This is a genomic window from Okibacterium sp. AC114 (genome assembly GCF_979253355.1).
On sequence record NZ_CEEDBR010000002.1, the window covers coordinates 1 to 23,243 of the forward strand.

32 protein-coding genes are annotated in these 23,243 nt (G+C 64.0%); 19 read left to right on the forward strand and 13 right to left on the reverse strand.

Translation table 11 applies throughout. The features are described 5' to 3' along the window. From ACZ6IE_RS14695 to ACZ6IE_RS14725, 7 genes are all read left to right on the forward strand, one after another. A partial coding sequence (locus ACZ6IE_RS14695) for an arsenic resistance protein (protein WP_464608655.1) occupies window positions 1-379 on the forward strand: 379 nt, incomplete at its 5' end. A gap of 24 nt (window positions 380-403) precedes the next feature. Beyond that, the gene (locus ACZ6IE_RS14700) at window positions 404-808 is read left to right on the forward strand and encodes an arsenate reductase ArsC (RefSeq protein WP_464608656.1); all 405 of its coding nucleotides are present in this window, start codon (window positions 404-406) and stop codon (window positions 806-808) included. 30 nt (window positions 809-838) lie between these two features. Then, complete coding sequence (locus ACZ6IE_RS14705; RefSeq protein WP_464608657.1) at window positions 839-1,510, forward strand: arsenate reductase ArsC; 672 nt, start codon at window positions 839-841, stop codon at window positions 1,508-1,510. Beyond that, complete coding sequence (gene trxB, locus ACZ6IE_RS14710; RefSeq protein WP_464608658.1) at window positions 1,507-2,490, forward strand: thioredoxin-disulfide reductase; 984 nt, start codon at window positions 1,507-1,509, stop codon at window positions 2,488-2,490. The genes ACZ6IE_RS14705 and trxB overlap by 4 nt, the downstream gene beginning before the upstream one ends. A 14-nt stretch (window positions 2,491-2,504) precedes the next feature. Further along, entirely contained in the window at window positions 2,505-3,848 is a 1,344-nt protein-coding gene (locus ACZ6IE_RS14715) for an FAD-dependent oxidoreductase (protein WP_464608659.1), read from the forward strand. Window positions 3,849-3,913: 65 nt separating this feature from the next. Further along, a complete protein-coding gene (locus ACZ6IE_RS14720) occupies window positions 3,914-4,111 on the forward strand; it encodes a hypothetical protein (RefSeq protein WP_464608660.1) in 198 nt (65 codons plus the stop codon). 173 nt (window positions 4,112-4,284) lie between these two features. Next, on the forward strand, window positions 4,285-5,187 hold the full coding sequence (locus tag ACZ6IE_RS14725) for a DUF3800 domain-containing protein (protein WP_464608661.1): 903 nt from the start codon (window positions 4,285-4,287) through the stop codon (window positions 5,185-5,187). 172 nt (window positions 5,188-5,359) lie between these two features. Here ACZ6IE_RS14725 and ACZ6IE_RS14730 read toward each other — a convergent pair whose 3' ends face one another. From ACZ6IE_RS14730 to ACZ6IE_RS14765, 8 genes are all read right to left on the reverse strand, one after another. Further along, window positions 5,360-5,656 carry a hypothetical protein gene (locus tag ACZ6IE_RS14730; RefSeq protein ID WP_464608662.1) on the reverse strand — a complete coding sequence of 99 codons (297 nt, stop codon included), beginning with the start codon at window positions 5,654-5,656 and terminating at the stop codon, window positions 5,360-5,362. A gap of 5 nt (window positions 5,657-5,661) precedes the next feature. Next, complete coding sequence (locus ACZ6IE_RS14735) at window positions 5,662-5,826, reverse strand: hypothetical protein (protein WP_464608663.1); 165 nt, start codon at window positions 5,824-5,826, stop codon at window positions 5,662-5,664. Window positions 5,827-5,834: 8 nt separating this feature from the next. Next, window positions 5,835-6,140: a hypothetical protein gene (locus tag ACZ6IE_RS14740; protein ID WP_464608664.1), complete on the reverse strand. Its 306-nt coding sequence runs from the start codon at window positions 6,138-6,140 to the stop codon at window positions 5,835-5,837. A 534-nt stretch (window positions 6,141-6,674) separates the two neighbouring features. Continuing rightward, window positions 6,675-7,262: a single-stranded DNA-binding protein gene (locus ACZ6IE_RS14745; RefSeq protein ID WP_464608665.1), complete on the reverse strand. Its 588-nt coding sequence runs from the start codon at window positions 7,260-7,262 to the stop codon at window positions 6,675-6,677. Continuing rightward, on the reverse strand, window positions 7,259-7,495 hold the full coding sequence (locus tag ACZ6IE_RS14750) for a hypothetical protein (protein WP_464608666.1): 237 nt from the start codon (window positions 7,493-7,495) through the stop codon (window positions 7,259-7,261). The genes ACZ6IE_RS14745 and ACZ6IE_RS14750 overlap by 4 nt, the downstream gene beginning before the upstream one ends. Before the next feature lie 13 nt (window positions 7,496-7,508). Further along, entirely contained in the window at window positions 7,509-7,745 is a 237-nt protein-coding gene (gene nrdH, locus ACZ6IE_RS14755; protein WP_464608744.1) for a glutaredoxin-like protein NrdH, read from the reverse strand. 58 nt (window positions 7,746-7,803) lie between these two features. After that, window positions 7,804-8,874 carry a cation diffusion facilitator family transporter gene (locus ACZ6IE_RS14760; RefSeq protein ID WP_464608667.1) on the reverse strand — a complete coding sequence of 357 codons (1,071 nt, stop codon included), beginning with the start codon at window positions 8,872-8,874 and terminating at the stop codon, window positions 7,804-7,806. After that, complete coding sequence (locus tag ACZ6IE_RS14765; RefSeq protein ID WP_464608668.1) at window positions 8,871-9,236, reverse strand: ArsR/SmtB family transcription factor; 366 nt, start codon at window positions 9,234-9,236, stop codon at window positions 8,871-8,873. Before ACZ6IE_RS14765 ends, ACZ6IE_RS14760 begins: the two co-directional genes overlap by 4 nt. A gap of 89 nt (window positions 9,237-9,325) precedes the next feature. On the opposite strand from ACZ6IE_RS14765, the gene ACZ6IE_RS14770 reads away from it, so the two are divergent. From ACZ6IE_RS14770 to ACZ6IE_RS14810, 9 genes are all read left to right on the forward strand, one after another. Continuing rightward, window positions 9,326-9,607, forward strand: coding sequence for a metal-sensitive transcriptional regulator (locus tag ACZ6IE_RS14770; protein ID WP_407174135.1), 282 nt, complete (start codon window positions 9,326-9,328; stop codon window positions 9,605-9,607). A 29-nt stretch (window positions 9,608-9,636) separates the two neighbouring features. Beyond that, entirely contained in the window at window positions 9,637-9,969 is a 333-nt protein-coding gene (locus tag ACZ6IE_RS14775) for a heavy-metal-associated domain-containing protein (RefSeq protein WP_464608669.1), read from the forward strand. Continuing rightward, on the forward strand, window positions 9,966-12,233 hold the full coding sequence (locus tag ACZ6IE_RS14780) for a heavy metal translocating P-type ATPase (protein WP_464608670.1): 2,268 nt from the start codon (window positions 9,966-9,968) through the stop codon (window positions 12,231-12,233). The genes ACZ6IE_RS14775 and ACZ6IE_RS14780 overlap by 4 nt, the downstream gene beginning before the upstream one ends. 171 nt (window positions 12,234-12,404) lie before the next feature. Next, a complete protein-coding gene (locus ACZ6IE_RS14785; protein WP_464608745.1) occupies window positions 12,405-14,453 on the forward strand; it encodes a heavy metal translocating P-type ATPase in 2,049 nt (682 codons plus the stop codon). A 37-nt stretch (window positions 14,454-14,490) separates the two neighbouring features. Then, on the forward strand, window positions 14,491-14,925 hold the full coding sequence (locus ACZ6IE_RS14790; protein ID WP_464608671.1) for a DUF6153 family protein: 435 nt from the start codon (window positions 14,491-14,493) through the stop codon (window positions 14,923-14,925). 95 nt (window positions 14,926-15,020) lie between these two features. After that, the gene (locus tag ACZ6IE_RS14795; RefSeq protein ID WP_464608672.1) at window positions 15,021-15,629 is read left to right on the forward strand and encodes a DUF305 domain-containing protein; all 609 of its coding nucleotides are present in this window, start codon (window positions 15,021-15,023) and stop codon (window positions 15,627-15,629) included. Between the two features lie 171 nt (window positions 15,630-15,800). Then, on the forward strand, window positions 15,801-16,520 hold the full coding sequence (locus tag ACZ6IE_RS14800; protein ID WP_464608746.1) for a F510_1955 family glycosylhydrolase: 720 nt from the start codon (window positions 15,801-15,803) through the stop codon (window positions 16,518-16,520). A 375-nt stretch (window positions 16,521-16,895) separates the two neighbouring features. After that, entirely contained in the window at window positions 16,896-17,528 is a 633-nt protein-coding gene (locus tag ACZ6IE_RS14805; protein WP_464608673.1) for a M23 family metallopeptidase, read from the forward strand. A gap of 875 nt (window positions 17,529-18,403) precedes the next feature. Next, window positions 18,404-18,652, forward strand: coding sequence for a hypothetical protein (locus tag ACZ6IE_RS14810; protein ID WP_464608674.1), 249 nt, complete (start codon window positions 18,404-18,406; stop codon window positions 18,650-18,652). A gap of 585 nt (window positions 18,653-19,237) precedes the next feature. Here the strand turns inward: ACZ6IE_RS14810 and ACZ6IE_RS14815 are convergent. From ACZ6IE_RS14815 to ACZ6IE_RS14830, 4 genes are all read right to left on the reverse strand, one after another. Beyond that, on the reverse strand, window positions 19,238-19,657 hold the full coding sequence (locus ACZ6IE_RS14815) for a hypothetical protein (protein WP_464608675.1): 420 nt from the start codon (window positions 19,655-19,657) through the stop codon (window positions 19,238-19,240). Then, window positions 19,657-20,316 carry a ParA family protein gene (locus ACZ6IE_RS14820; RefSeq protein WP_464608676.1) on the reverse strand — a complete coding sequence of 220 codons (660 nt, stop codon included), beginning with the start codon at window positions 20,314-20,316 and terminating at the stop codon, window positions 19,657-19,659. The genes ACZ6IE_RS14815 and ACZ6IE_RS14820 overlap by 1 nt, the downstream gene beginning before the upstream one ends. Before the next feature lie 430 nt (window positions 20,317-20,746). Continuing rightward, window positions 20,747-21,214: a hypothetical protein gene (locus tag ACZ6IE_RS14825; RefSeq protein WP_464608677.1), complete on the reverse strand. Its 468-nt coding sequence runs from the start codon at window positions 21,212-21,214 to the stop codon at window positions 20,747-20,749. Next, on the reverse strand, window positions 21,211-21,453 hold the full coding sequence (locus ACZ6IE_RS14830) for a hypothetical protein (protein ID WP_464608678.1): 243 nt from the start codon (window positions 21,451-21,453) through the stop codon (window positions 21,211-21,213). The genes ACZ6IE_RS14825 and ACZ6IE_RS14830 overlap by 4 nt, the downstream gene beginning before the upstream one ends. 558 nt (window positions 21,454-22,011) lie before the next feature. On the opposite strand from ACZ6IE_RS14830, the gene ACZ6IE_RS14835 reads away from it, so the two are divergent. The 3 genes from ACZ6IE_RS14835 (at window position 22,012) to ACZ6IE_RS14845 (ending at window position 23,002) form a co-directional block, all read left to right on the forward strand. Beyond that, window positions 22,012-22,515, forward strand: coding sequence for a hypothetical protein (locus ACZ6IE_RS14835; protein WP_464608679.1), 504 nt, complete (start codon window positions 22,012-22,014; stop codon window positions 22,513-22,515). 13 nt (window positions 22,516-22,528) lie between these two features. After that, complete coding sequence (locus tag ACZ6IE_RS14840) at window positions 22,529-22,714, forward strand: hypothetical protein (RefSeq protein WP_464608680.1); 186 nt, start codon at window positions 22,529-22,531, stop codon at window positions 22,712-22,714. A 69-nt stretch (window positions 22,715-22,783) separates the two neighbouring features. Then, on the forward strand, window positions 22,784-23,002 hold the full coding sequence (locus ACZ6IE_RS14845; RefSeq protein WP_464608681.1) for a hypothetical protein: 219 nt from the start codon (window positions 22,784-22,786) through the stop codon (window positions 23,000-23,002). A 73-nt stretch (window positions 23,003-23,075) separates the two neighbouring features. On the opposite strand, the gene ACZ6IE_RS14850 is transcribed toward ACZ6IE_RS14845, so the two are convergent. Then, window positions 23,076-23,240, reverse strand: a complete 165-nt coding sequence (locus ACZ6IE_RS14850; protein WP_464608682.1) for a hypothetical protein — start codon at window positions 23,238-23,240, stop codon at window positions 23,076-23,078. Between the last annotated feature and the right edge of the window lie 3 nt (window positions 23,241-23,243).

The following is a 23,243-nucleotide window of genomic DNA, read 5'->3' on the forward strand; positions in this document are numbered from 1 at the left end:
GTTTACGATCGTCATGCTGTTCGCGCTACAGGGGCAACAGGTCATCGACCGGCCGCTTGACGTCGTGCGCATCGCGTTGCCGCTGCTGGTATATTTCGCGGTCACGTTCCTGGTCGCGTTCTTCGCCGGCAAACTCATCGGTCTGGCTTATGAACGCACTGCAACGCTCGCGTTCACGGCAGCGGGCAACAACTTTGAGCTAGCGATCGCTGTCGCCGTCGGCACGTTCGGAGCGACCAGCGGGCAAGCTCTCGCGGGGATCGTCGGCCCCCTCATCGAAGTTCCAGCCCTCGTCGCCCTCGTCTACCTGTCGCTGTGGCTACGCCCCCGCATCTTCCCAACGAATCGACCCGCACCGCGTATCTCCGAGCGCGTCTAACCATTACCCGAGAAGGAAAAGATCATGACCGAGAAGCCCACCGTCCTGTTCGTGTGCGTCCACAACGCCGGCCGCTCGCAGATGGCAGCCGGCTACATGCAGCACCTCGCTGGCGACCGCGTCCAGGTGCTCTCTGCCGGCAGCGAACCCAAAGACCAAATCAACCCGATTGCCATTCAAGCCATGGCCGAAGAGGGAATCGATATCGCCGGAAACCAGCCTAAGGTTCTCACCACCGAAGCTGTCCGCGACTCCGACGTCGTGATCACGATGGGATGCGGCGACGCCTGCCCGATCTTCCCCGGCAAGCGCTACGAGGACTGGGAACTCACCGACCCCGCCGGCCGCGGCATCGAAGACGTCCGCCCGATCCGCGACGACATCAAAGCGCGCATCCAGGCGCTTCTCGCCGAAATCATCCCCGCGTAACAACCCCTTTTAGGACAAGAGAGCACACTCATGAGCGAGCTGAACACCAGACGGGGCCTACCCGGCCTCGCGTTCCCCGAAGAGGCATTGAAACGGTCCGCCGCCGACCTGGTGTCCCGATTCGCGGGAACCTTCAGCGCGGAAACGATCGAACGGTGCGTGTTGGAGTCCTACACGGCACTTCTTCGCACCTCCCGAGTGCACGCGCACCTCGCGATGCACGCCACCCGGTTCGCGGCCGAACGCCTCACCGCCCTTGGCCAGGCCACCGGCACCATCGAACGCGCGGTCCCGGAAGTGCTGTTCGTGTGTGAGCAGAACGCGGGCCGCTCGCAGATGGCCGCGGTCTTCACCTACGCTCTCTCCGGTGGAAACGTTCACGTGCGTTCGGCCGGTTCCGCGCCCGCCCGAGACCTGCACCCGCTCGTCGGACAGGCGATGCAGGAACTTGGTTTGGACCTGTCAGAAGCGTTCCCGAAACCTCTGACCGACGACGTCGTACAAGCCGCCGACATCGTCATCACGATGGGTTGCGGCGACGCATGCCCCATCTACCCCGGGAAGACCTACCAGGATTGGCACCTCACCGACCCCGCCGACCTCCCGATCGAGAAGGTCCGTCTGGTGCGCGACGACGTCCGCAAACACGTCGAAGCGCTCCTTCGCACCCTCGGCATCGAGTCGAAAGGGCTCCCCGCATGACCACCGAAAACGTTGTCGTCGTCGGCTCCGGACCCTCCGGTTACACGGCCGCGATCTATCTGGCCCGTGCGGGCCTGAACCCGATCGTCCTGACCTCATCGGTCGAAGCTGGCGGCGCTCTCGTGAACACCACCGAGGTTGAGAACTTCCCCGGTTTCCCTGCCGGGATCATGGGCCCCGAGCTGATGGAGAACATGCGGGAACAAGCCGAACGGTTCGGCGCCCGGGTGATCTCTGACGACGCCACCCACCTCGACCTCGCCAGCCCGGTGAAGACGGTGACCACCGGGTCCGGCACCGTGTTCCAGGCGCACGCGGTGGTGCTAGCGATGGGGTCGGCGTATCGGAAGCTCGGCGTCGACGGAGAACAACGCCTCACCGGCCATGGTGTCTCCTGGTGCGCGACCTGCGACGGGTTCTTCTTCCGCGGCCAAGACGTCGTCGTAGCCGGCGGCGGCGATTCCGCCCTCGAGGAAGCCATGTTCCTCACCCGCTTCGCGCGCAGCGTCACACTGGTGCACCGCCGCGACACCCTGCGGGCGTCGAAAATCATGCAGGACCGCGCGTTCGCCACCCCGGGGCTGCAGATGCGGTGGAACTGCGAAATCATCGCCGTCAACGGTGCCGAGAAAGTCACCAGCGTCACCGTGAAAGACACCATCACCGGTGCTGAATCCGACCTGGATGCGACCGGGTTGTTCATCGCGATCGGGCACGACCCCCGCAGTGAGCTCGTCCGAGGACAGATCGACACGGATAGCGAAGGCTACGTGCTGGTCGACCACCCGACGACGTTCACCAACATCCCGGGTGTGTTCGCAGCCGGCGACCTCGTGGACAAAAGATACCGCCAAGCAATCACCGCAGCCGGCACCGGATGCGCGGCAGCCGAAGATGCCGAACACTACCTCGCCTCTCACGGCCTGGCCACCTACCCGCAGCAACTAACCGCGAACCTCGACGCACCCGTCACCGCGTAACGGAAGGCACCCTGATGAGCCTCACCCTCACCGTCCCACCCCGCACCACCGCGTCACGCGTCACGGGGCTCCCCGTCGCGATCATCGGCGCCGGGCCTGTCGGCCTTGCCGCTGCCGCGCAGCTGCTTGAACGCGGCATCGACGTCGTCATCTACGAAGCCGGCCCGACAGTGGGCACCGCCGTCAGAGCGTGGGGCCACACCCGCCTGTTCTCACCGTGGGAATACCTGGTCGACGAGGCCGCCGGACGCCTTCTCGATCAAGCCGGTTGGGATGCTCCGCCCGCCAAGAAGCTACCCTATGGTTCCGACCTCGTCCGCGAGTACCTTGAACCATTAGCGAACACCCCCGCACTCGCCCCACGGATCAGCTACCGAACCCGGGTGGCTGCCGTCTCGCGGGAGGGAATGGACCGCACCCGCTCAACCGGCCGAGCCGACACCCCGTTCCTTCTGCGTCTCGATCACGACGGTGAAACCCGGAGCGCAACCGCACGGGCCGTCATCGACACCTCAGGCACCTACACGACACCCAACCCGCTCGCCTCCTCCGGCTTAGCGCCCGCCGCCAGCCAAAACGTCTCGGCAGCTATAAGTCATGCGCTGCCGAACGTTCTTGGGGTGGACAAGGAACGGTTCGCTCGCCGGCACACCGTTGTGGTGGGCGCCGGTCACTCGGCAGCGAACACACTGCTGAAACTCGCCGCTCTGTCGGAATCCGAACCGGGCACGACGATCACCTGGGCGATTCGCAGCACCAGCCCGGTGCGTGTCTACGGCTCCTCCGCCGATCAGCTCGAAGGGCGCGGCCAACTCGGCAGCGCTGTGCACGATCTCGTCCGAGCAGGCACAGTCACTCTGGTCGACCGGTTCGAAATCGATGACGTTCAAGAAGCTCACGGTGGGGGTGTTGAGCTCGTTGGTCGACGCCGCGGCGAAAGCACGACACTGCACGCCGACGTCGTCGTGAATGCCACAGGCTTCCGGCCCGACCTCGACATGCTGCGAGAGATTCGGTTGTCCCTGGATGAGATCGTTGAGGCGCCCCGCCAACTGGCACCGCTGATCGATCCGAACCTGCATTCGTGCGGAACCGTCTATCCGCACGGTGTCGCAGAACTCAGCCATCCGGAGCCGAACTTCTTCATCGCCGGGATGAAGAGCTACGGCAGGGCGCCCACCTTCCTGCTCCTCACCGGGTACGAGCAGGTGCGCTCCATCGCCGACGAACTCGCCGGAAATCATGCGGCGGCACGCATGGTCCAGCTCGAACTCCCCGAAACCGGCGTCTGCTCCACAACTGCACCAGAGGTCAACACCTCGGTCTCAACGAGCGAGGGGCAATCCTGCTGCCGGTGAGCGATGTCGGAGGCTCGATGTAGCGTCAAAGCAGGTTACGAGCAACGCGGATTGAGAGGCCACAAGTGAATCTCTACATCAAAGGCTCCTGGTCAGGTTGGACGGGCGACACAATCGTTGAGCTCAGTGATGGCTCGGTGTGGCGGCAAGACCAGTACCACTATGAATATCACTACGCCTATCAACCAAAAGTCGAGATCTCTAACGGCAAGATGCTGGTCGCCGGCACACAACGTGCCATCCCGGTCCGCCGCCTCCACTAACTCTCTACCTGCTAACCGCAACCTCCCAGCTTGCTATTACGACTGTTGAACTGGCCCATCTCATCGAGTACCATCGCTTCTGGTAGCTAGGGATGAAACAGTTCCCCGAGCGCCAATTCGAGAAACCCACGCCTAGGCGTGGGTTTCTGCGTTAGCGAGACATACTGGTCCCTGTGCTACTTGCCTACATCGACGAGATTGGTGAAACGGGGGCGTTCGTAAGCCGGGATCATCCCCGCTTCAACACCAGCCCCGCGTTTGGGTACGCCGGCTTCATCATCCCCGAGGCGAACGCGCGCCGCTTCGGTGCCCTGTTCACAACCGATAAGCACGCTCTGTTTCGTACGGAGATGGAAGGCGCTGAGCACCCGGGTCGATGGGAGAAAAAAGGCGCGAGCATATTTCGACCAGAAACCTATCGCGCCTACCCCCATCAACTGCGAGTGTTCGACGGGCTCGTCAAGCAGGTGCGTAACCTCGGCGGGCATCTCTTCTACTACGCCGACGAAAAACCATTGGGCACGGAGAAACAAACCAAAGTCGAGCCGGCTGCCCGGGAAACATTGGCCATGCGCGAAACACTAAATCGAATCGCCCGGTATGCCGACGCTCACGGTTCAAACGTGATGGTCATGATCGACCAGATCAATGAAAAGACCCGAGCCGAACGACTCCCCACTATGTACGGTCACATTCTCGGTCGAGCCTCAGAACACCGGGAAATGCAACGGATCATCGAACCCCCGATGCACGTCGACAGCAAACTGAGCTCGAACATTCAATTCGCCGATTGGGTCGCAGCGTGTGTAACCCGTGCGATCGACTACCAGGTCATCAAAGAATCGCTCTACACCTGGGTGACAGAGAAGAAGGCGATGCCCTCCCTGCGTGGCGCGTTCACCCATGAGTCCAAGATCCATTTATGGCAGAGCAGTGTCCAAGACCTGCATCACTACGAGATTTTCCACGCTGAACGAGGCTTACATCCCATCCAGGGACCGCTCAGCACCAACCTCGCCCCGGCCGATTGGCGGAGGATCAAAGCGGCCGCAGAACGCTCAAGAGACCGTTCCTAATAGCCGTTTTATATGCCTTAGCAGAGCCCCGTCGGTGTGCTCATCACACCGACATCGTCCGTCGTGATTTACGATGAGCCCAATTCTGAGCCAGGGGTGAGCGAGATCGAAGGTGAGATCCTGAGCGATCTCGAGTGGACTAACTGGGCCGGCTTCTAAAAACCCGGAGGTTCTATGTCGAACCGAACCGGCGCCGCAGCTCGTGGCGTTCCGGGATGCGTTTCACGGCGGCAAGGATCGCGGTTTCGAACCGGTCGACGATCATCGGCGGGACGGCGGCGGCTGACCACACTTCCCATTGACCGGGGCGGCCGCGCTGCACCCATGTGCGGCGTTCGTCGCTGATTTCGAAGTGCACTTCCCACCGGTCGACGCCAGCACGGAGGATGAACCCGTCGACGCCCACCGGGGCGAGCGGGTGGCGCTCTCCGACGTCGAGCTCGTTTTCTGTGGGCAGTAGGCCACTCATGCGGGTTAGCCTCTCAGATCGGCGCTCAGAGCGCGCACGTAGAGCAGAACATTGCCCTCGGGGATCTGCGCTCGAGCAGCTGTGACCGCGGCGCCGCTCGTGGCTGCGTCGACGGCGATCCGCTCCCCCGGCTGATCGGTGCGAAGGCGGTGGGCGAGTTCGTATTGCATTGGTGTTCCTAGATCTTGTCGACGGCGGATGACCACACCCACGGCTGTTGCGTGGCGCCCTGGGCATCAGTCCATTCAATGTGCACGGCGCGGCTGGTCCACGCGATCGCGCGACCCTCGATGCGTGCGGACGTTTCCGGGTAGCAGGCCCACGCGCGAACGCTTATGGGCTCTTTCGGTGTCACGACGAGGTCGTTGTCGGTGTCGAGCTCCGCGTCGGTCAGGGTGACGGGTTTCCGGCGGATCAGAACCTCGGTGATGCGGCGTTCCATGAGCTTGTCGTAGTGCTCCGCGTAGCGTTGGTTCGACCCCATCGCCTCAGAATAACCCGATTCGAACACATGTTCGAATTAGTGTTTACACGGGCCCCATGCCAACGAGCTGCGTAACGATCGTCAGGGTGAGTAGCCATGCAGCTGCGAACCAGAGCCCTGCTCTCACGCCGTGGTCGGGGCCCTGGCGGATGAAGAAGATCCGGGCGGCTGCGACCAGGCAGGCGGTGGCGGCGGTGAACAGGATGAGTCCCTGTCCGAAAAGCCACGCCGCTTGTGCCCCCATCGTCGGAGCCTAACCCCGCTCGAGGAGGAGGTGGCGACCGGCGAGCCCCAAACCACCGCCGGCCACCTCCAGCAGCGTGCTGCAGGTGCGCTCACCCTACGCCCCGACGTCGCACAAAAAAGAGGCCCGGCAGGGGGTGTCGGGCCTCTCGGAATGCCACCAATGGGGGGGGAGGTGACACGGTCAACGTACTGCCGGCCCATCAGACTGCGATAGCGCCTTGTGGTGCGATCCCCCGGCCGGGAGAGTCAGCCGGGGGATGTGTGCGGTTACGCGGGCGGGGTGTTGCTTTAGGGAAGCATCCGGTTCTCTTCGGCCTTTTCGAGATCCACGACGGCGCGCATCGCTTTCTTGATGGCCAGCTCGTCGCCGCCGGCCTGTGCTTCGGCGAGATCCAGTCGAGCTTCCTCGAGGAGGGCTGCAATGTCGTCGCCGTAGCCGACGAAGCCACTACTGGGGGCGTCAGGATTCGCGGCCTGCCCGACAGGGGCCACTTCCCATCCCACAGCGTCTGAGGCGGCGTCAGGGGCTTCCTGCGTGGTGTTCCGGGTTCCGGCGCGCCCGTTGGTGATGCTGGTGCCGATTTGGTCGGCTTCTATGACGCGTTTGTATTGGGTTGCGCCGTCTTTGGTCCAGGTGTTGGTGCGTTCGTAGCCGACGACGATCACGAGGTCGCCCTTGTGGAGGTCTGCGGCGGCGGTGCCGAGCTCGAACTTCGCTTCGATGTGGTGCGGGGTGGCGGCGTCATCTGGAACCCACTCCCCCGCCCGGTACCGTCCGGTGTTTTCCATGACGGTGAATTTGGTGATGTCCATGCGTCCGGCTTTTTGCACGACCGGGTCGGCGGCGAGTCGTCCGGTGATTGTTCTGGTGCTCATGATGTTTTCCCCCTGTTGATTGCTTCGAGTTGTTGGGTAGCGGTGCCGTATTCGGCCCGCCAGAGGCGTTTCCGTTCCCTGCGATCTGCCCACATGCGTTCTTCGTCGGCATCCTGGCGCAGACGAGCGACACTCAGGACGGTCTGTTCTTTTGTGAGGCCGCCGGCCTGGCCGTGGGCTTCGAGGAAGTCTGCAGCGGCGTCGAGTTCTGGGGCTTCTGCGAGTCGTTTCATCGTCAGTCCTCCCCTACTTGGCCAGTGCGGTGATCTTGTCGGGGCGGAAGCCGGACCAGTGGTTTTCGTCTGTGTGTTCGTCGACGACGACGGGTGCCTGGCTGTATCCGAGATCTTCGGTGATGTAGCGGAGCGCTTCGGGTTTTTCTGTGATGTCCACGACGGCGTATTCGACCCCTGCCCGCTCGAGCGCCAGGTACGTCATCTTGCACTGCTGACAGTTCGGCTTGCTATAGACAAGTACCCGCATGTTCTCGCGGACAGCTTGGCTTGGCTGCTCATACTGAGACTGCGAATGATGCATCCAACTACTCGACGCGCGTGGCGGTTTCTCGACCGGACGGCCTCGCGTGGGTACTCACGAGGAACTCATCTACGTTCGGCAGATGTTCGCGAACACTGCGAGCTGCCTGGGCGCTGACCTCGTCAAGCTGCTGTCGGGATGCCCTCGAATTAACGGTGAGAACCGCGTCGCCCTCCAGACGATGCCCGTTCCAGCGGAGGCGGATCCGATCGACGTGCTCGATACCTTCGACATGGTCGAGCGCGTGCGCGACTTTGTCGACGAGTTCGGGTTCGACGCCGTCGAGCAGGCGGCGGCCGACGCTGCGAACGGTGCCGATGAGGAGGATGAAGATCGCGGCAGAGATGATCAGTCCGACGATGGGATCGGCGAGAGGGAATCCGAGGAGGACACCAACCCCGCCGGCAACGACGGCCAGTGAGGTGAACCCGTCGGTGCGTGCGTGGATGCCGTCTGCGACCAGAGCTGCGGAGCCGATGCGCTGCCCGACGCGGATCCGGTACACGGCGACGATCTCGTTGCCGAGGAAGCCGATGATCCCTGCGGCGATGACCCATCCGATGTTCCCGATCGGCTGCGGGTGGATGATGCGGTCGATGGATTGCCAGGCGGCGACGATCGCGGACAGCGCTACGACGAACACGATGAACAGGCCCGCGAGGTCCTCCGCACGGCCCAGACCGTATGTGTAGCGGCGTGACGCGGTGCGGCGGCCCAGCACGAACGCGACCCAGAGCGGGACGGCAGTAAGCGCGTCGGAGAAGTTATGGATCGTGTCCGCCAGTAGGGCGACGGACCCGCTGAAGACGACCACGACACCCTGGAGGACGGTGGTTGCCAGCAGGATGAGGAGGCTGATCTTCAGCGCGCGGATGCCGGAGCTATTCGCTTCCATCGCATCGTCGATCGAGTCCGCGGCGTCATGGGAGTGCGGCACGAACAATCCGTACAAGAAGCCCTTGAATCCGGTCGGGTGACTGTGATCACCAGGCCCGTGCGTGTGATCACCGTGGGCGTGATCATGTTCAGCGTGCGCGTGCCGGTGGGTGTTCTCGTGCTCGTGGCCGGTGTTCATTCGCTGACCCGATCCGCGTGGTGGTGGCGCGGAGTGCCCCCCAAGGAGTGCTCGGCTTGGAAGATGGCGTCCGCGACCAGTCGCGACGCATGCTCGTTCTCCAGCCGGTAGAAAACCTTTTGGCCCTCTTGACGGGTCGCAACGATCCGGGCGAGACGCAGTTTGGCGAGGTGCTGGGACACCCCGGCCGGCGATTTGTCGACTGCCTCGGCGATGCTGTTCACGGACAGCTCCGGTGCGTCCTGCAGCGCAAGGATGATCCGTACCCGGGTGGCGTCCGCCAGCATCCCGAAAACCTCCACCGCGAGCTCCACATACGAACTGTCGGCACGGTACCCGCATTGCTGCTTATCTACGCTCATACGCAGATGATACGGCATGTAGGGGTCGATGAATCCGCTGACCGGGAAGCGGCTTGCGCGGTTATACCGTGGGGGGGTATGGTATGAGGATGAACGGTTACATGGCGAACAAGGATGACCTGCTGAAGCGGCTGCGTCGCGCGGAAGGGCAGGTGCGCGGGATCGCGCGGATGGTGGATGAGGACCAGTACTGCATCGACATCCTCACGCAGGTGTCGGCGGCGACGAAGGCGCTCGAGACGGTGGCTCTATCGCTGCTCGGCGACCACCTCTCCCACTGCGTCGCGGAAGCCAGCGCCGAGGGCGGCCCCGTAGCCGAGCAGAAGATCCGTGAAGCCAACGAGGCCATCGCTCGCCTCGTCCGTTCCTGACCCACCCCACCCCTATTGGAGGACTCAAAATGACCGCGAACGACCGCACCGACCTTGGCCTGACTGACTCAGCGGCGGCCTGCTCGTGCTGCGCCACCGCATCCACCCCCGCCGAGGCCGAGGTGCCCACCCCGGCCACCGTGACTGAAGAGGTCATGGTCTCCGGCATGACCTGCTCCCACTGCGTGATGAGCGTCACCGAGGAACTCGCCGACATCGATGGCGTTCAGAACGTATCCGTCGATCTGAACGCCGGTGGCGCGTCGCGGGTGACGATCCGCAGTGCCACCCCGATCCATGCCGAGGCCGTGCAGGCCGCCGTCGAGGACGCCGGCTACACCCTGGTGAGCAGTCCCGCATGAGCAACGTCGACGTCGAGCTCGAAATCACCGGGATGACGTGCGCATCGTGCGCCACCCGAATCGAACGCAAGCTGAACAGGATTCCCGGTGTGGAAGCCACGGTGAACTACGCCACCGAGAAGGCACGCGTCCGCGGAACCGACGTCGACACCGCAGACCTCATCTCCGCAGTGGAATCGGCCGGCTATCAGGCCGCGCTCCCAGCGCCGCCCGTCGCGACTGACAGCGAGGCGAAGCCGCCGGAGGATGCCGAGCTGGTAGCGCTGCGGCGTCGACTGCTGATCAGCGCCGCCCTGGCACTGCCTGTCGCGGTGCTGTCGATGATTCCGGCACTGCAGTTCACCTACTGGCAGTGGCTCGCTCTCACCCTGACCGCACCGGTCGCGGTGTGGGGTGCGTGGCCGTTCCACCGCGCCGCGGCGGTCAACGCCCGGCACGGGGCCGCGACGATGGACACGCTGATCAGCCTCGGAGTGATCGCCGCGTTCGGGTGGTCACTGTACGCTCTGTTCTTCGGCGGCGCCGGAATGGCCGGGATGACCATGACCTTCACCCTCATCGGCGCCCCGCAAGCCGGAGGCCACGAGATCTACCTCGAGGTCGCCGCACTGGTGACGGTGTTCATCCTCGCCGGCCGGTATGCCGAAGCTCGCGCGAAGAAGTCTTCCTCCGAGGCGCTGCGGGCGCTGCTGGAGTTGGGCGCGAAGAACGCCACGAAACTGGTCAACGGCATCGAACAGGCTGTCCCGGTGTCGCAGCTCGCGGTCGGCGATCTCGTCCTGGTCCGCCCCGGCGAGAAGATCCCCTCGGATGGGCTGGTCACCGACGGGTCCTCCGCCATCGATGCCAGCATGCTCACCGGGGAGTCCATTCCCGTCGAAGTCACCGCGGGGTCGCGTGTAGTCGGGGCCACCGTCAACGTCGGAGGGCGCCTGACGGTCGAGATCACGCGCGTCGGTGCCGACACAGAACTGGCGCGGATGCGTCGTCTGATGGAGGAGGCCCAGACCGGGAAGGCGCAGGTACAGCGCCTTGCCGACCGGGTCTCGGCCATCTTCGTTCCCGTCGTCATCGTGCTCGCGGTCGCCGCGTTCGCCGGATGGCTGCTCGTAGGCGGCTCGGTCGAGCTGGCCTTCACCGCCGCCGTCGCGACGCTGATCATCGCCTGCCCCTGCGCTCTCGGACTGGCAACGCCGACGGCCTTGCTGGTAGGCACCGGCCGCGGTTCGCAGATGGGCATCCTCATCCGCGGACCCCAGGTGCTGGAGCAGACCCGCAAGGTTGACACCATCGTGCTGGACAAGACCGGCACCGTCACCACCGGCCACATGGCGGCCACCGACGTCCTCCCGGCTCCCGGAATCACGCGCGACGAGCTCCTGCGCGCCGCCGCCGCCGTCGAGGCCGGGTCCGAGCATCCCGTCGCCCGCGCCATCGTCACCGCCACGCCCATTGTGCCGCTCGCGGAAACCTTCGCATCGCACGCCGGGTTCGGAGTGCAGGGGGTCGTAGACGGATCCCTCATCGTGGCCGGGCGTCCGTCGTGGGTGCAGGAGCAGTGGGGAATCCGCCCTCCGGCCGACGCGCACATGCATGCCGAGGCACTCGCCACCGCTGGGGCGACCGTCGTCATGGTCGCCCGCAACGGCGAGTACCTGGGAGCGATCGCCGTGGCTGACACGGTCAAGCCCACCAGTGCTGAGGCGATCCGCCGATTCCGGGCGCTCGGGCTGCGCCCCGTGCTGCTCACCGGCGACAACGCCGGCGCCGCCGCGCAGATCGCATCCACGATCGGTATCGACGAGGTCCACGCCGGTGTCACGCCCGCAGGAAAGCTCGACATCATCCGCCGGCTGCAGAGCGAGGGTCGAGTCGTAGCGATGGTCGGCGACGGGGTCAACGATGCCGCTGCTCTCGCGGCCGCCGACCTGGGTTTGGCGATGGGCGGTGGCACGGACGCGGCGATCGCAGCCAGCGACATCACCGTCGTCTCCGGCGACCTGCTCGTCGTCGCCGACGCGATCCGCCTGGCCCGCCGCACCCTGGGCACCATCAAGGGGAACCTGTTCTGGGCGTTCGCATACAACGTCGCGGCCATCCCGATCGCCATGCTCGGGCTGCTCAATCCGCTCGTCGCCGGGGCGGCGATGGCGTTCTCGTCCGTCTTCGTCGTCACCAACAGCCTCCGCCTGCGGCGATTCGCGCCCGCCCCCTCTTCATCGACCATCGCCGCCGCGCACACCCCGATTCCCGAACCGGTCTGACATCGTGCACCCGCGCTTCCGCGGCCGACAACAGTGAAGGAACTCATCATGAGCCAGCACGACCCCCAGCACACCCCCGTCACCACCCCCGACCCGCACGCCGGCCACGGCCAGGAGGAGATGAGCCACGATCACGAGTCCACGACACGTGGTGAGCACCAGCACGGGGCGATGACCCACGACGAGAAGGCTCCCGCCGCCGGGCACTCCGCCCAGGGTCACGCCGACCATGGTGGGCACGCGGGTCACGGCGACCACGTGGCCCGGTTCCGCCGATTGTTCTGGATCATGCTGGTCCTCGCGGTTCCGGTCGTCGGGTTCTCGATGATGTTCGCAATGATCATCGGGTACCCGCTGCCGGATGCGGCATGGGTGGGGTGGGTGTCCCCGATCCTCGGAACGGCCATGTACGTGTGGGGTGGTGCCCCGTTCCTTACCGGCGCTGTCAGCGAGCTGCGCGCCCGCAAGCCCGGGATGATGCTGCTGATCGCCCTGGCCATCACGGTCGCGTTCGTCGCATCCTGGGGCGCGAGCCTCGGGCTGCTGGATCACGAGCTGGACTTCTGGTGGGAGCTGGCGCTGCTGATCGTCATCATGCTCCTGGGCCACTGGATCGAGATGCGCTCCCTCGCCCAAACCACCTCCGCCCTGGATTCCCTCGCAGCCCTCCTCCCCGACGAGGCCGAGAAGGTCGACGGCGACAGCACCCTCACCGTCGCCCCTGCCGACTTGCAGGTCGGGGATGTGGTGGTAGTCCGCCCCGGTGGGCGTGTACCCGCGGACGGTCGGATCGTGCAGGGCTCGGCGAGCATGGATGAGTCGATGATCACCGGCGAGTCCCGTCCGGTACGCCGCGGCGACGGGGACCCGGTAATCGCCGGCACTGTAGCCACCGACTCCGGTGTCCGGGTGGAGATCACCGCGGTGGGCGAGGACACCGCCCTCGCCGGGATTCAGAAGCTCGTCACCGAAGCGCAGAACTCCTCCTCCCGGGCGCAACGGCTCGCAGACCGTGCCGCAGGGTGGTTGTTCTGGTTCGCGCTGGGCGCCGCCGCGATCACCGCGATCGTGTGGACCCTGCTGGGGTTCCCCGACGATGCGGTCGTTCGGACCATCACCGTGTTGGTGATCGCGTGCCCGCACGCACTGGGGTTGGCGATCCCGCTGGTGGTGTCCATCGCCACCGAGCGCGCGGCCCGTGCCGGTGTGCTGGTAAAAGACCGGTTGGCGTTGGAGAGCATGCGCACCGTCAACACGGTCCTGTTCGACAAGACCGGCACCCTCACCAAAGGAACCCCCGCCGTTACCGCCATCACCCCGATCGACGGCACCGACCCCGACGCTCTGCTCGCGCTGGCCGCCGCCGCCGAAACGGACTCCGAACACCCCCTGGCCCGGGCGATCGTGAACGCCGCGACACAGAAGCAGCTCACCGTCCCTCGCGCCACAGACTTCGAGTCCTCACCCGCGGTCGGCGTCCGCGCGCTCGTGGACGGGCGGACCGTGCAGGTCGGCGGGCCGTACCTGCTCGAGCAAGAAGGCGCCACCGAGCTACCTGTCGCGGACGAGTGGCGCGACGAAGGCGCGATCATCCTGCACGTCCTCATCGACGGGAAGGTGGCGGGTGCGTTGCGGCTCGCGGACGAGATCCGTGCCGAGTCACGAGACGCGGTCACCGCGCTGCAAGGGCGCGGGGTGCAGGTGGTGATGATCACCGGGGACGCGGAAGCGGTCGCCGCGTCCGTGGCCGCGGAGCTCGGCATCGAGCGGTTCTTCGCCGGGGTTCGCCCGGAGGACAAAGCCTCCAAAGTGAAGCAGCTGCAAAGCGAGGGCCGGAAGGTCGCGATGGTCGGCGACGGGGTGAACGATGCTCCCGCCCTTGCCCAGGCCGACGTCGGTATCGCGATCGGTGCCGGCACCGATGTAGCGATCGCCTCCGCCGGGGTTATCCTCGCAAGCGACGACCCCCGCTCCGTGGTCTCGGTGATCGAACTGTCCCGGGCCAGCTACCGGAAGATGACGCAGAACCTGTGGTGGGCGGCCGGCTACAACCTGATCTCCGTCCCCCTCGCCGCGGGAGTGCTCGCCCCGATCGGGTTCGTGCTGCCAATGTCAGTGGGCGCGATTCTGATGTCCCTGTCCACGATCGTGGTCGCCCTCAACGCTCAGCTGCTGCGAAGGCTGGACCTCAGCCCGGAAGCCGTCATTCGCCGCAACTAAGCGGGTTGACGTACCGTGGAGGGACGAGGGAGGTGACATGTCACTGATCGCTTTGACGCAACACGTGCGTGCCGGCCGCTCTATGGCGCGAACGCTGCTGCTGCTGATCGCTCTCACCGGCGCGGTCATCGTGGGCCTGTTGGCCATGCACTCCCTCAACACCCACACCGCGGTCGAGACCGGTCACCACACCACCATGACCGCCGACACTTCCAGCGCTGCGGCCGGTGACTCCCACCCTGCCACCGCGGCAGAGGAGCCGTGCGCTGACTGCGGTACAGGCCACTCCAACATGCTCGCGATGGCGTGCGTTCTCGCTCTCCTGGCCATCGTGCTGCTGCTGGCACGGCCACGCGACGGGCAACGCTGGCTCGCCCTGTTCCCGCGCCCGGGACCGCTCGTGGCTGCACCGCCCGGCGGCGCGGGTTCTCACCCTCCCTCTCTGACTGCTCTCTGCATTAGTCGTACGTGATGCGTGCAGCCGCGACGCCCGCCGTGGCTCCTTCGCACATGCGCGTGGTCGTTTGACCGGCGCTCCCTTTCACGTACCCCTTTTGGAGAACCCTGATGAAAATTCGTACCGCGGCGACCGCCGCACTGGCCCTGGCCACCGCCCTTACTCTTGCCGGCTGCGCTGGTGGGACCGGATCCGGCTCGGAGTCCATGCCGGGAATGGATCACGGCGGCAGCTCCGCGTCGTCTGAGCCGATGGCGGATTTCAATGACGCGGATGTGATGTTCGCGCAGATGATGATCCCGCATCACCAGCAGGCCGTCGAGATGGCCGACATGATCCTCGCCAAAGACGGCATCGACGAGAGCGTCCTCACCCTGGCCGAAGAGATCAAAGCTGCTCAGCAGCCCGAGATCGAGCAGCTGCAGGGATGGCTGGAGGAGTGGGGCGCGGACAGCGACACCGACTCCATGGACGGCATGGACCACGGCGGCGGGATGATGAGCGACGAGGACATGCAATCCCTCGACGCGGCGACCGGCGCCGAGGCGTCCCGCCTGTTCCTCGAGCAGATGACGATGCACCACGAAGGTGCCGTCACAATGGCGCAGGACGAAGTCGATAACGGCCAGAACGCAGATGCGGTCGCCTTGGCGCAGACGATCGTCGAGACGCAGACCGCGGAGATCGCCACCATGCAGGAGTTGCTCGCACAGCTCTAACGCACCCGGTGAGGGGCACCCATCGCGGGTGTCCCTCACCCCGGACTCGAAAGGGTGCGTATGCGCATTCACCTGCGCGCGACAGCGAGCCTTGTCGCGCTTTTCACTCTGTCTCTCACGGGCTGCGCTGCGCCCGTTCCGCCTTCCACCGGCACCGACCATGCGGACGTGATGCCCCACGTGCACGCCATCGTGCCCGCCCCGGGCGGCGACGGCTTTCTGCTCGGCACGCACGACGGCCTCTACACCGCCACCGCGGATGGTCAGCTCGGCACCCGCGTCGGACGGGATGACCTGGACGCGATGGGTCTAACCGCAGTGGGTGGGGAGCTCATCGCCTCCGGCCACCCCGGTGCTCGCACCCCCACCGAGCTGGGCGAAGGCAACCTGGGCATCATCCGTAGCCCGGACGGCGGTGTCACCTGGGAGCCGGTCGCGTTCACCGGCGAGAAGGACTTCCACGCCCTGGCGGCCGGCCCTGACGGGACCCTTTATGGGCAGGCGACGGATAACAACGTGCTGCTGACGAGCACGGACCTCGGCGCCACGTGGACTCCCACCGGCGCCGGTCTCCTCGCGTTCGGTCTTGCCGTCGACGCGACGGGTCGCATCGTGGCCAGCACGCAACAAGGACCGCAGGTCAGCACGGACGGGGGCAGATCGTTCGTTCCGCTGCCCGATGCGCCCACCTTGTACCCGATCGCTTCTTCCCCCGACAACCAGCGACTGATCGGCGTCGACAACAACGGCACCATCTGGATCAGCACCGCCGGCGCCACTCAGTGGCTCAACGTCGGAACCGTACATCGAGCCGCGCAGGCAATCACCGTCACCAATACCGGCGACATCCTCGTCGTCGACGACAGCGGACTCACCCTGTTGCCCGGCTAACACCCCACCCGAAAGACTCCACCATTGCGTACCCCCACACCCACCATCGCCCCTACCGGCACAGCCTCACAGCCCGATACTGTCTTGACGCGACGCCAAGCCCGCGTACGAACCCAGACATCCACCGAAACGGGTGCAGCCACGCACCTGCGCCCTGATGCAAGGCCGCCGGTAGACCCGTTCGATGACGCGGCACCCCTGTTCTCCTTCACACCGAAAGCGCCTGCCGCACCCGAGCCGCCCGCATCTCCACCGTTGTCCGAACCCCGCGAGCAGCCGACCGAAACGGCCCGGAAGGGCGCCGCGCACTCTCGCACTCGGGCCGTGTTTTTCTCCGCACACGTGTTGGGGCTCGTGGCCTTGATGACCGTCGGGATGACCGTTGACGCCGAAGCGCTCCTCCACGAACACGTCACCCCCACGAGCATCACCGATGACGGCGTACCCGGCGGAGACATTCAGGCCTACGTCACACCCGCCCAGACGCAACCGAGCCCCGTCGTCAGTCGCGACGGCTACTCCACAGCTACCCTCGTAGACCTTGCCGGAACGGTCGGCATCACCAATTACTCCAGCGCGGTGTTCACCAACAATCCGGACTGCGCGGTGCAATGGCCTTACGCAGTTGGCGTGCCGATGACCTACGGCTTCGGGATGCGTGACGGCCGGCTCCATGAGGGAACCGACTTCATCCCCGGGGCCGGCGCCCACATTCAAGCAATTGCCGACGGAATTGTCCGCGTCGCCACAGACAACGGCGGCGCGTACGGAGTCACCATCGTCGTCGACCACGTTGTCGACGGCCAGAATGTCTCCAGCCGCTACGCCCACATGGAATACGACTCACGGCAGCTCGAGGCCGGCGACACGGTCAGCGTCGGCCAGTACATCGGACGAACCGGCGATACCGGTCGTTCGTTCGGAGCCCACCTGCACTTCGAAGTCCTCCAAAACGGCACCTCCGCAACCGACCCGCTGCCCTGGTTGCGCACCTACGCCACATGCTGACCCAGGACCCTATGTCCCATCCGCCGGGTTAACGAAGCTGCAAATGATGCATCTACTCGACGCGGGTGGGCGCGCCTTCCCAGCCTGGCGGCACTGCGTGGGTGCTGACTAGAAACTCATCACGTTTGGCAGATGCTCGCGAACGCTGCGTGTTGCGCTGACCCTGACCTTGTCGAGCTGCTCTCGTGATGCCCTGAAATCCACCGTAGGTATCGCGTCTTTTTCGAGGCGGAAACGCGCCGTGTCTCACAGCGGAGTGTCGACGTACCGCCCCACGATGTAGAAGTTCGACCAAGCTGAGTCGCCCGGGGCGCCGCTTTCAGTCACGCTTACGACGTCGACTCCCTCGCGATTGAGGGAGCTCACGGCGGCTTGAGGATCGTGTGCGTCCGTGACGGCTGGATGCCCGCTGAACCGCCAGCTTCCGGCATCATTCGTTGAACGCCTGTCGAACCGGCCATACACCAGCACGTTTCGGACTGCCTCGCTCAACTGCTCCTTCTCGAGGGCTTCGTGCTCGCCATCTATGTAAGCGATCGAGTCCGCATCATGTCTTGAAGGTCCGCGCTCGTCGGGGAGCCAAGTGTCGGTGATCGCAAACGCGATCCCAGGACCGACCGCCAGCTGAATCGAAATTTCATCCCGATCATCGCGATAGCCCGAGACTGGCCAGACTGCCGAGCGGCCCGCGACCATGAAGTCGTGCGCTGCCGTTTAGAAGGTCGAGGCCAACTGATCTGAGATGGCGATAGCGATCGAGCCATAGTGCAGGTGCTTCATGTGTGCACCATATCGGCGCACGGCGACCACTCTGGATCGCGGGTCGGCTCGGTAGCCTGACTGACAAGTAGGTACAACAAGAATCGAGCTGCATCTTGACGAGCAACGAACTCATTCGAATCGCGCTGACCTGGCCGGTGAGCACGATCGACGGAGAGCCTTCACTGACGAGTGGCATGCTCGTCGTGCTGCGAGAACCGGGAGGTGATTTCCTCCTGAGCGTCAGTGCCGGGGATGAGAACTTCCCAGACGGCGATGAGATCCAGTTCCCGTTGTCCGCAGAACATGCGCGGCTAGTCCAGCGAGCTCTCGCCGGGGAGCACCTAGGCGACATCGAGGACTGACTCTGTCGTTCGTAGCTTCGGCTGCTACGGGAGTGCATCCGGTGTGAAAATCGCGTCGACCTCGCCCGCCGCGGTGACGACGCAGAACCCTGGACATGTCGCGAGTCGATGGCCAGCCCTGATGCGGCCCCGGTCTTGCCGGCGTACGGTTCCTGCACGGTTCTCACGATTGTGCGTCGAAGCCCTACTGGATCCGGGCTACACCGCAACTGAGAACTGATGGATAGTGCTCACTGCAAGAAAGTATTTGCACCAGACCGTGACCTTCGCATTCATCGTGTTACCCCTTCCCCACGAACAATTTTTTTGCCCTGTCTGGCGAGAGAAATCGATTGCGACCGGGAGTGTCGGAGTGCGCAGAATCTCGGGCGAAATAAGCCCGGAGGGCGCGTCCGAGAATCTGAGAACGCAGGCACGGAGGGAGCTACGATGACCGGCCAGACAGGTGCAAAAAAGGGAGAGAGTCTTTCCTGCACCGCGGAGCGGTTCATGTGCCGGCCTCCGTGCCGGCCTGGGGTGCGCGAGGGGTTGCTCCCTCGCCCGCGTTCAGCGGCGTTGCATTTGCGGACTGACAGACTCTGTAAGTTACGGAGAAACGGAGTTACGAAGGGCGTCTTCGTCGGACCCGGATAGGTTTTCTGCGTTCGCCAGGAGAAGGTCGATGGCTACGCGGATGAGTGTGTTTTCGGTGATCCGCTCTCCCCCGGGCCCTTTTGCGCGGTTGAGGCGGCGGGCGTGGACGGTGAGTGCCTCGTATTGATCGACGCGGAGGCGTGTTTCTTTTCTCTCGAGGCGGAGATAGAGAGGCGCTTCCATGGCCGGTTCGTTTGCTGATGCGGGCCGCGTCGCTGCAGCAGTCTTGGCGGCGCTCTTGCTGGGCGTGGGTGCTTTTGTTCGTGGCTTGCCGGACTGCTGGGTTTTCGGTGCGCTGGGCTCGACTTTAGGGGTCGGCTGCGGGTCGTCGTCGAGCCGGTTGAGCATGGCGGTGAGGTCGGCGCGTGGCATTACTTGCTCCCTGCTTTGTCGGTGTTGTTGGCCCAGAGTGAGATGAGTTCCATTGCTACGTGGGTGTAGTCAAAGATGGCGTTGGCGTTTTGGCGGGTATCCGCGTACTGAGTGACGACTTTGCCTTCGAGTGGTGCGTCTGCGTGAGCGGCGTAGAGGCGGATGTAGTGCTTGAAGCGCGGGAGCTTCAAGCCGTTGTCGACGAGCTGTTCCCAGTCCTCGAGCTGTCCGGGGCGACGGCGATCGATTTTGCTGAGCAAGACGCGGTGGGGGAGATCTCGGGGTGCGATGTGCTGACGGACAGTTCGAACCATTGCAGGAGTGTTCAGGGGTTCCGGGTTGAGCGGGAGGATCACGAAGTCTGCGGCATCAAGCACCGCCGAGAGGACCGTGGTGTCCTCTAAGGAGCCAGGTGTGTCGACGAAGATCGTGTCGTAAGGCAGTTCGCGGAGACGTTTGAGGTTGGTTGGATCTACGTCCGCGGCGAAGTCGAAAGGGAGCTTCTCCCCCGCGTTCTCTGCCCACCATGTTGTTGATCGCTGCGGGTCTACGTCCACGACGAGGACCCTGCTGTGCTTTGCCATGACGGCAGCGAGGTTCATGGTGGTGGTCGTTTTTCCGACGCCACCTTTTTGACCGACGAGAGCTACGATTCGCATGTTTTTATGATCCCTTGAATTTGAGGATTTCCGACTAACAGAGTCGGTGAGTCACAAACTGCCAGACTTACAGACTTACTTAGTCACAAACTTCGTAACCTACAGAGTGATCAAGTTGCCACGCCCGCATAGTCTGACGAGGCGTTTCTTTCGACTTCCAGATGTACAGAGTCCGGAACTTACGAACTATCGAACTTACAGACCCGACCCACGCACGAGAGGGGGCATGTATTCACAAACAGACTCTGTAGGTAACAGTGTTCGGCAGTAACAGAGTCTGTAACTTCCTGACTTTGGGCCGAGCCAGCAGATGTCGACGAGGAAGCCAGCACCTCGCTGAGGTGGCAAGGCGCGGGGGAGGGGAGCGGGGCCAACACGCGTGGTTGGCCCCGCTCGGGCGGCTACGCCCGGTTTGCGCGTTTCTCAGCGGCTAACCGTTTGTGCAGTGGCATGTCTTCGTCCACGGGGCGTCGCTGGCGTTGGGGAGGTGCGACTCTGCAAGCTTTCGGAGGCGGTCGCAGAACGCTTTGGCCTCGCTGGTGATCCAGTCGGAGGTTTCGCACGCCTGGTACTCGTAGCCGTCGATGGCGCCGAGAATTTCCACCGGTTCCCAGTCGAAGTGCTCGGGCCGCTGATACGTGTACACGTAGGCTTCATCCTCCTTGTAAAGCGCGTTCACGCTGGCCGCGTTGGCGTCGAGCAGCATTTGGCCGAACGCCGATTCGGTGCCGCGGCGCAAAACCCGCACGTTGCAGCCAAAGCTCTGCTGCACGCCGTTGTAGGGCGTCGGCTCATCATCCGTAACCACGGTCAGATTCCCGTTCGCGCCTCCGCCATAGGTGAGCGCTGCGTGAATCATGGCGTGGATGTGCTCGGCGCCGACCAGGTGCGCGCTCATGCTGCAGCTCCGCCCCGGTAGTGGCGATCGCCCTCGTCGTCGCCCGCAGAATGCGCGAAAATCCATTCCGCGGCCGCCTCGTCAGCTCCGACCGCCCGCAGGAACCCGGCGAACGCGTCGACCTCGATGCAGGTCATCTCCGTTGCGATCGTGTGCGCGGTGTCTCCGTCGCTGAAAGCCTCGACGAATTTCTGTGTGGCTGCCTCGACCGTGGGCCGGGCTGTGGGTGTGGTTGTCATTGCTCTCTCCTTCTCTGCCAACCAATTTTTTTGCTTGTCTGGCGAGAGAGAAACGAAGTGAGCGGGAGTGCCGTAGTGCGCAGATTCTCGGGCGAAATAAGCCCGTCAGGGCGCGTCCGAGAATCTGAGAACGCAGGCGCGGGAGCGAGCTACGGTGAACGGGCCAGACCGGCAAAAAGGCTCTTTATGAACACAGGGACTGCACCGCCGGCACCGCTTTGGACCGTTCACCGGTTCGACTCTCGCTCTAGGCGCGCTCACCGTGATCGGGCTGTTGCACTGGATTGCGGGCGCACACAAGATTTGTCGCCCCTCGCCAGAAGACGCGGTCCCGCGCTAATGTCCCACTTTCGGCTGACACTCGCTATGGGAGTTTCAGCGGCCTGTGGGGTAGAGACAGACTCGGCACGTCAGGACGATCGTTCTGACGGGGGAGATAAGTCGTCACGAGCGCATGGAAACGGCTTGGAGGGCTTATTCAGTCGGATGGCAGCGAAGCCATTTACCGGCTGTGTTTTGGGAGGAATTCATCACATGCGAATTGGCAGAATTAAGGCAATGACAGTGGCGTTCTTGTTGGCGTCTGGCCTGACGCTGGCGTCGGGTATGTCTGCAAACGCCGCACCGGCTGAGGGTCCAGAAGTGCACCCGCTGACGCTTGCTGAGGTCGAAGCCGACGGGGGATACACCCTCTTGGCCGTGAACGGCATCCCGGTGACGGGGGTGCGCTCGATCACGTCTAAAACGATGACGATTCAGTCTGAAGAGGGCGAAGAAGGTGAGGATGCGACCGGCACGCGTGCTACCTGCACGTATGCCGGCAGCGCACCCAAAACGTACGACTGGACGGGAAAGAACCCGAAGAAGTGCGGCGCGCTATATCGTCTGTTCAAGAACGGAAAATCTGTTCTTGCCATCCAAAATCAGGGAGGCTTCCAGTTCTGGACAGTAGTTGGCCAGGGCTACACCGCGGCGCAAAACTGGTGCTCGAAAAACTCTCTGACCTGCGCCCTGCTAACGACGGCAGGATTCGCCGTCGTCGCCAACGTGCTGAACTCCTAAGAAAGGCCACGAAATGACCACAACACAGCGTGTTCTACTCACCGTCGGGGCCGCAGCGCTCTTCCTGATCGTCTTCTTCATCGTCCAGGCGGTGAGAGGCGAATTCCTGCTGTCTGATCTCCTGATCCAGTTCGCCGTGTTCGTCGTTGGCGCGCTGATTCTGCGAATTGTTCGACGCAGACATCAAGTTGAGCGCTAATTCTGCTCCACATTAGATTTCAATCTTGCGGGGTCGGCCGACGTCCGGCCCCGCAGTAGAGTGCACATCGTGAGCGCTGACGACAGATTTACAGTGAAAAGCCGGGACGCGGCGGTGGCTGTGATTGTGGTTGGTGCTGTGACGTTATTACTCGCGTTGTCCGGGCTTGCCATTCAGCTGATCACGGGCCCGTCGGTGAGGACGAGCGCTTCGGGTGTCTTTTTTCTCGTGGTCGCTCTGTACATGTTTTTGCTGGGGACTAATAGTCTCAAACGCGCGAAAAAGTAGCTGTCGTGGCGCTGCATCGGCGGGGGAGCGACGCTCGCACTCGGCCAGCCCCGCTCGAGCATTTCAGCGCCGGTTAGCTGGCCTTCTGGCTGGCTTTTTGCTCTTCGAGCTCGGCGGCGGTTTTCACGGCCGGGATGGCGGCGTATTCGGCGCGCTCGGTCCAGCTGTATTCAGTTTTCACGCTCGCCGTCTTGGGGTTGGTGCGGGCCACGATGTACCAGTGGCCGCGGATCTTCACCGC

What these genes read in the sequence shown, in the direction of transcription:
- trxB (WP_464608658.1), top strand. Translation starts at nt 1,507, where the DNA reads ATGACCACCGAAAACGTTGTCGTCGTCGGCTCCGGACCCTCCGGTTAC.
- ACZ6IE_RS14735 (WP_464608663.1), bottom strand. Translation starts at nt 5,826, where the DNA reads ATGCAATACGAACTCGCCCACCGCCTTCGCACCGATCAGCCGGGGGAG.
- ACZ6IE_RS14790 (WP_464608671.1), top strand. Translation starts at nt 14,491, where the DNA reads ATGTCACTGATCGCTTTGACGCAACACGTGCGTGCCGGCCGCTCTATG.
- ACZ6IE_RS14835 (WP_464608679.1), top strand. Translation starts at nt 22,012, where the DNA reads ATGACAGTGGCGTTCTTGTTGGCGTCTGGCCTGACGCTGGCGTCGGGT.
- ACZ6IE_RS14785 (WP_464608745.1), top strand. Translation starts at nt 12,405, where the DNA reads ATGACCCACGACGAGAAGGCTCCCGCCGCCGGGCACTCCGCCCAGGGT.
- ACZ6IE_RS14800 (WP_464608746.1), top strand. Translation starts at nt 15,801, where the DNA reads ATGCCCCACGTGCACGCCATCGTGCCCGCCCCGGGCGGCGACGGCTTT.
- ACZ6IE_RS14815 (WP_464608675.1), bottom strand. Translation starts at nt 19,657, where the DNA reads ATGCCACGCGCCGACCTCACCGCCATGCTCAACCGGCTCGACGACGAC.
- ACZ6IE_RS14775 (WP_464608669.1), top strand. Translation starts at nt 9,637, where the DNA reads ATGACCGCGAACGACCGCACCGACCTTGGCCTGACTGACTCAGCGGCG.
- ACZ6IE_RS14740 (WP_464608664.1), bottom strand. Translation starts at nt 6,140, where the DNA reads ATGGGGTCGAACCAACGCTACGCGGAGCACTACGACAAGCTCATGGAA.
- ACZ6IE_RS14780 (WP_464608670.1), top strand. Translation starts at nt 9,966, where the DNA reads ATGAGCAACGTCGACGTCGAGCTCGAAATCACCGGGATGACGTGCGCA.
- ACZ6IE_RS14770 (WP_407174135.1), top strand. Translation starts at nt 9,326, where the DNA reads ATGAACGGTTACATGGCGAACAAGGATGACCTGCTGAAGCGGCTGCGT.
- ACZ6IE_RS14795 (WP_464608672.1), top strand. Translation starts at nt 15,021, where the DNA reads ATGAAAATTCGTACCGCGGCGACCGCCGCACTGGCCCTGGCCACCGCC.
- ACZ6IE_RS14715 (WP_464608659.1), top strand. Translation starts at nt 2,505, where the DNA reads ATGAGCCTCACCCTCACCGTCCCACCCCGCACCACCGCGTCACGCGTC.
- ACZ6IE_RS14700 (WP_464608656.1), top strand. Translation starts at nt 404, where the DNA reads ATGACCGAGAAGCCCACCGTCCTGTTCGTGTGCGTCCACAACGCCGGC.
- ACZ6IE_RS14745 (WP_464608665.1), bottom strand. Translation starts at nt 7,262, where the DNA reads ATGAGCACCAGAACAATCACCGGACGACTCGCCGCCGACCCGGTCGTG.
- ACZ6IE_RS14760 (WP_464608667.1), bottom strand. Translation starts at nt 8,874, where the DNA reads ATGAACACCGGCCACGAGCACGAGAACACCCACCGGCACGCGCACGCT.
- ACZ6IE_RS14825 (WP_464608677.1), bottom strand. Translation starts at nt 21,214, where the DNA reads ATGAGCGCGCACCTGGTCGGCGCCGAGCACATCCACGCCATGATTCAC.
- ACZ6IE_RS14765 (WP_464608668.1), bottom strand. Translation starts at nt 9,236, where the DNA reads ATGAGCGTAGATAAGCAGCAATGCGGGTACCGTGCCGACAGTTCGTAT.
- ACZ6IE_RS14830 (WP_464608678.1), bottom strand. Translation starts at nt 21,453, where the DNA reads ATGACAACCACACCCACAGCCCGGCCCACGGTCGAGGCAGCCACACAG.
- ACZ6IE_RS14820 (WP_464608676.1), bottom strand. Translation starts at nt 20,316, where the DNA reads ATGCGAATCGTAGCTCTCGTCGGTCAAAAAGGTGGCGTCGGAAAAACG.
- ACZ6IE_RS14705 (WP_464608657.1), top strand. Translation starts at nt 839, where the DNA reads ATGAGCGAGCTGAACACCAGACGGGGCCTACCCGGCCTCGCGTTCCCC.
- ACZ6IE_RS14840 (WP_464608680.1), top strand. Translation starts at nt 22,529, where the DNA reads ATGACCACAACACAGCGTGTTCTACTCACCGTCGGGGCCGCAGCGCTC.
- ACZ6IE_RS14730 (WP_464608662.1), bottom strand. Translation starts at nt 5,656, where the DNA reads ATGAGTGGCCTACTGCCCACAGAAAACGAGCTCGACGTCGGAGAGCGC.
- nrdH (WP_464608744.1), bottom strand. Translation starts at nt 7,745, where the DNA reads ATGCGGGTACTTGTCTATAGCAAGCCGAACTGTCAGCAGTGCAAGATG.
- ACZ6IE_RS14750 (WP_464608666.1), bottom strand. Translation starts at nt 7,495, where the DNA reads ATGAAACGACTCGCAGAAGCCCCAGAACTCGACGCCGCTGCAGACTTC.
- ACZ6IE_RS14805 (WP_464608673.1), top strand. Translation starts at nt 16,896, where the DNA reads ATGACCGTTGACGCCGAAGCGCTCCTCCACGAACACGTCACCCCCACG.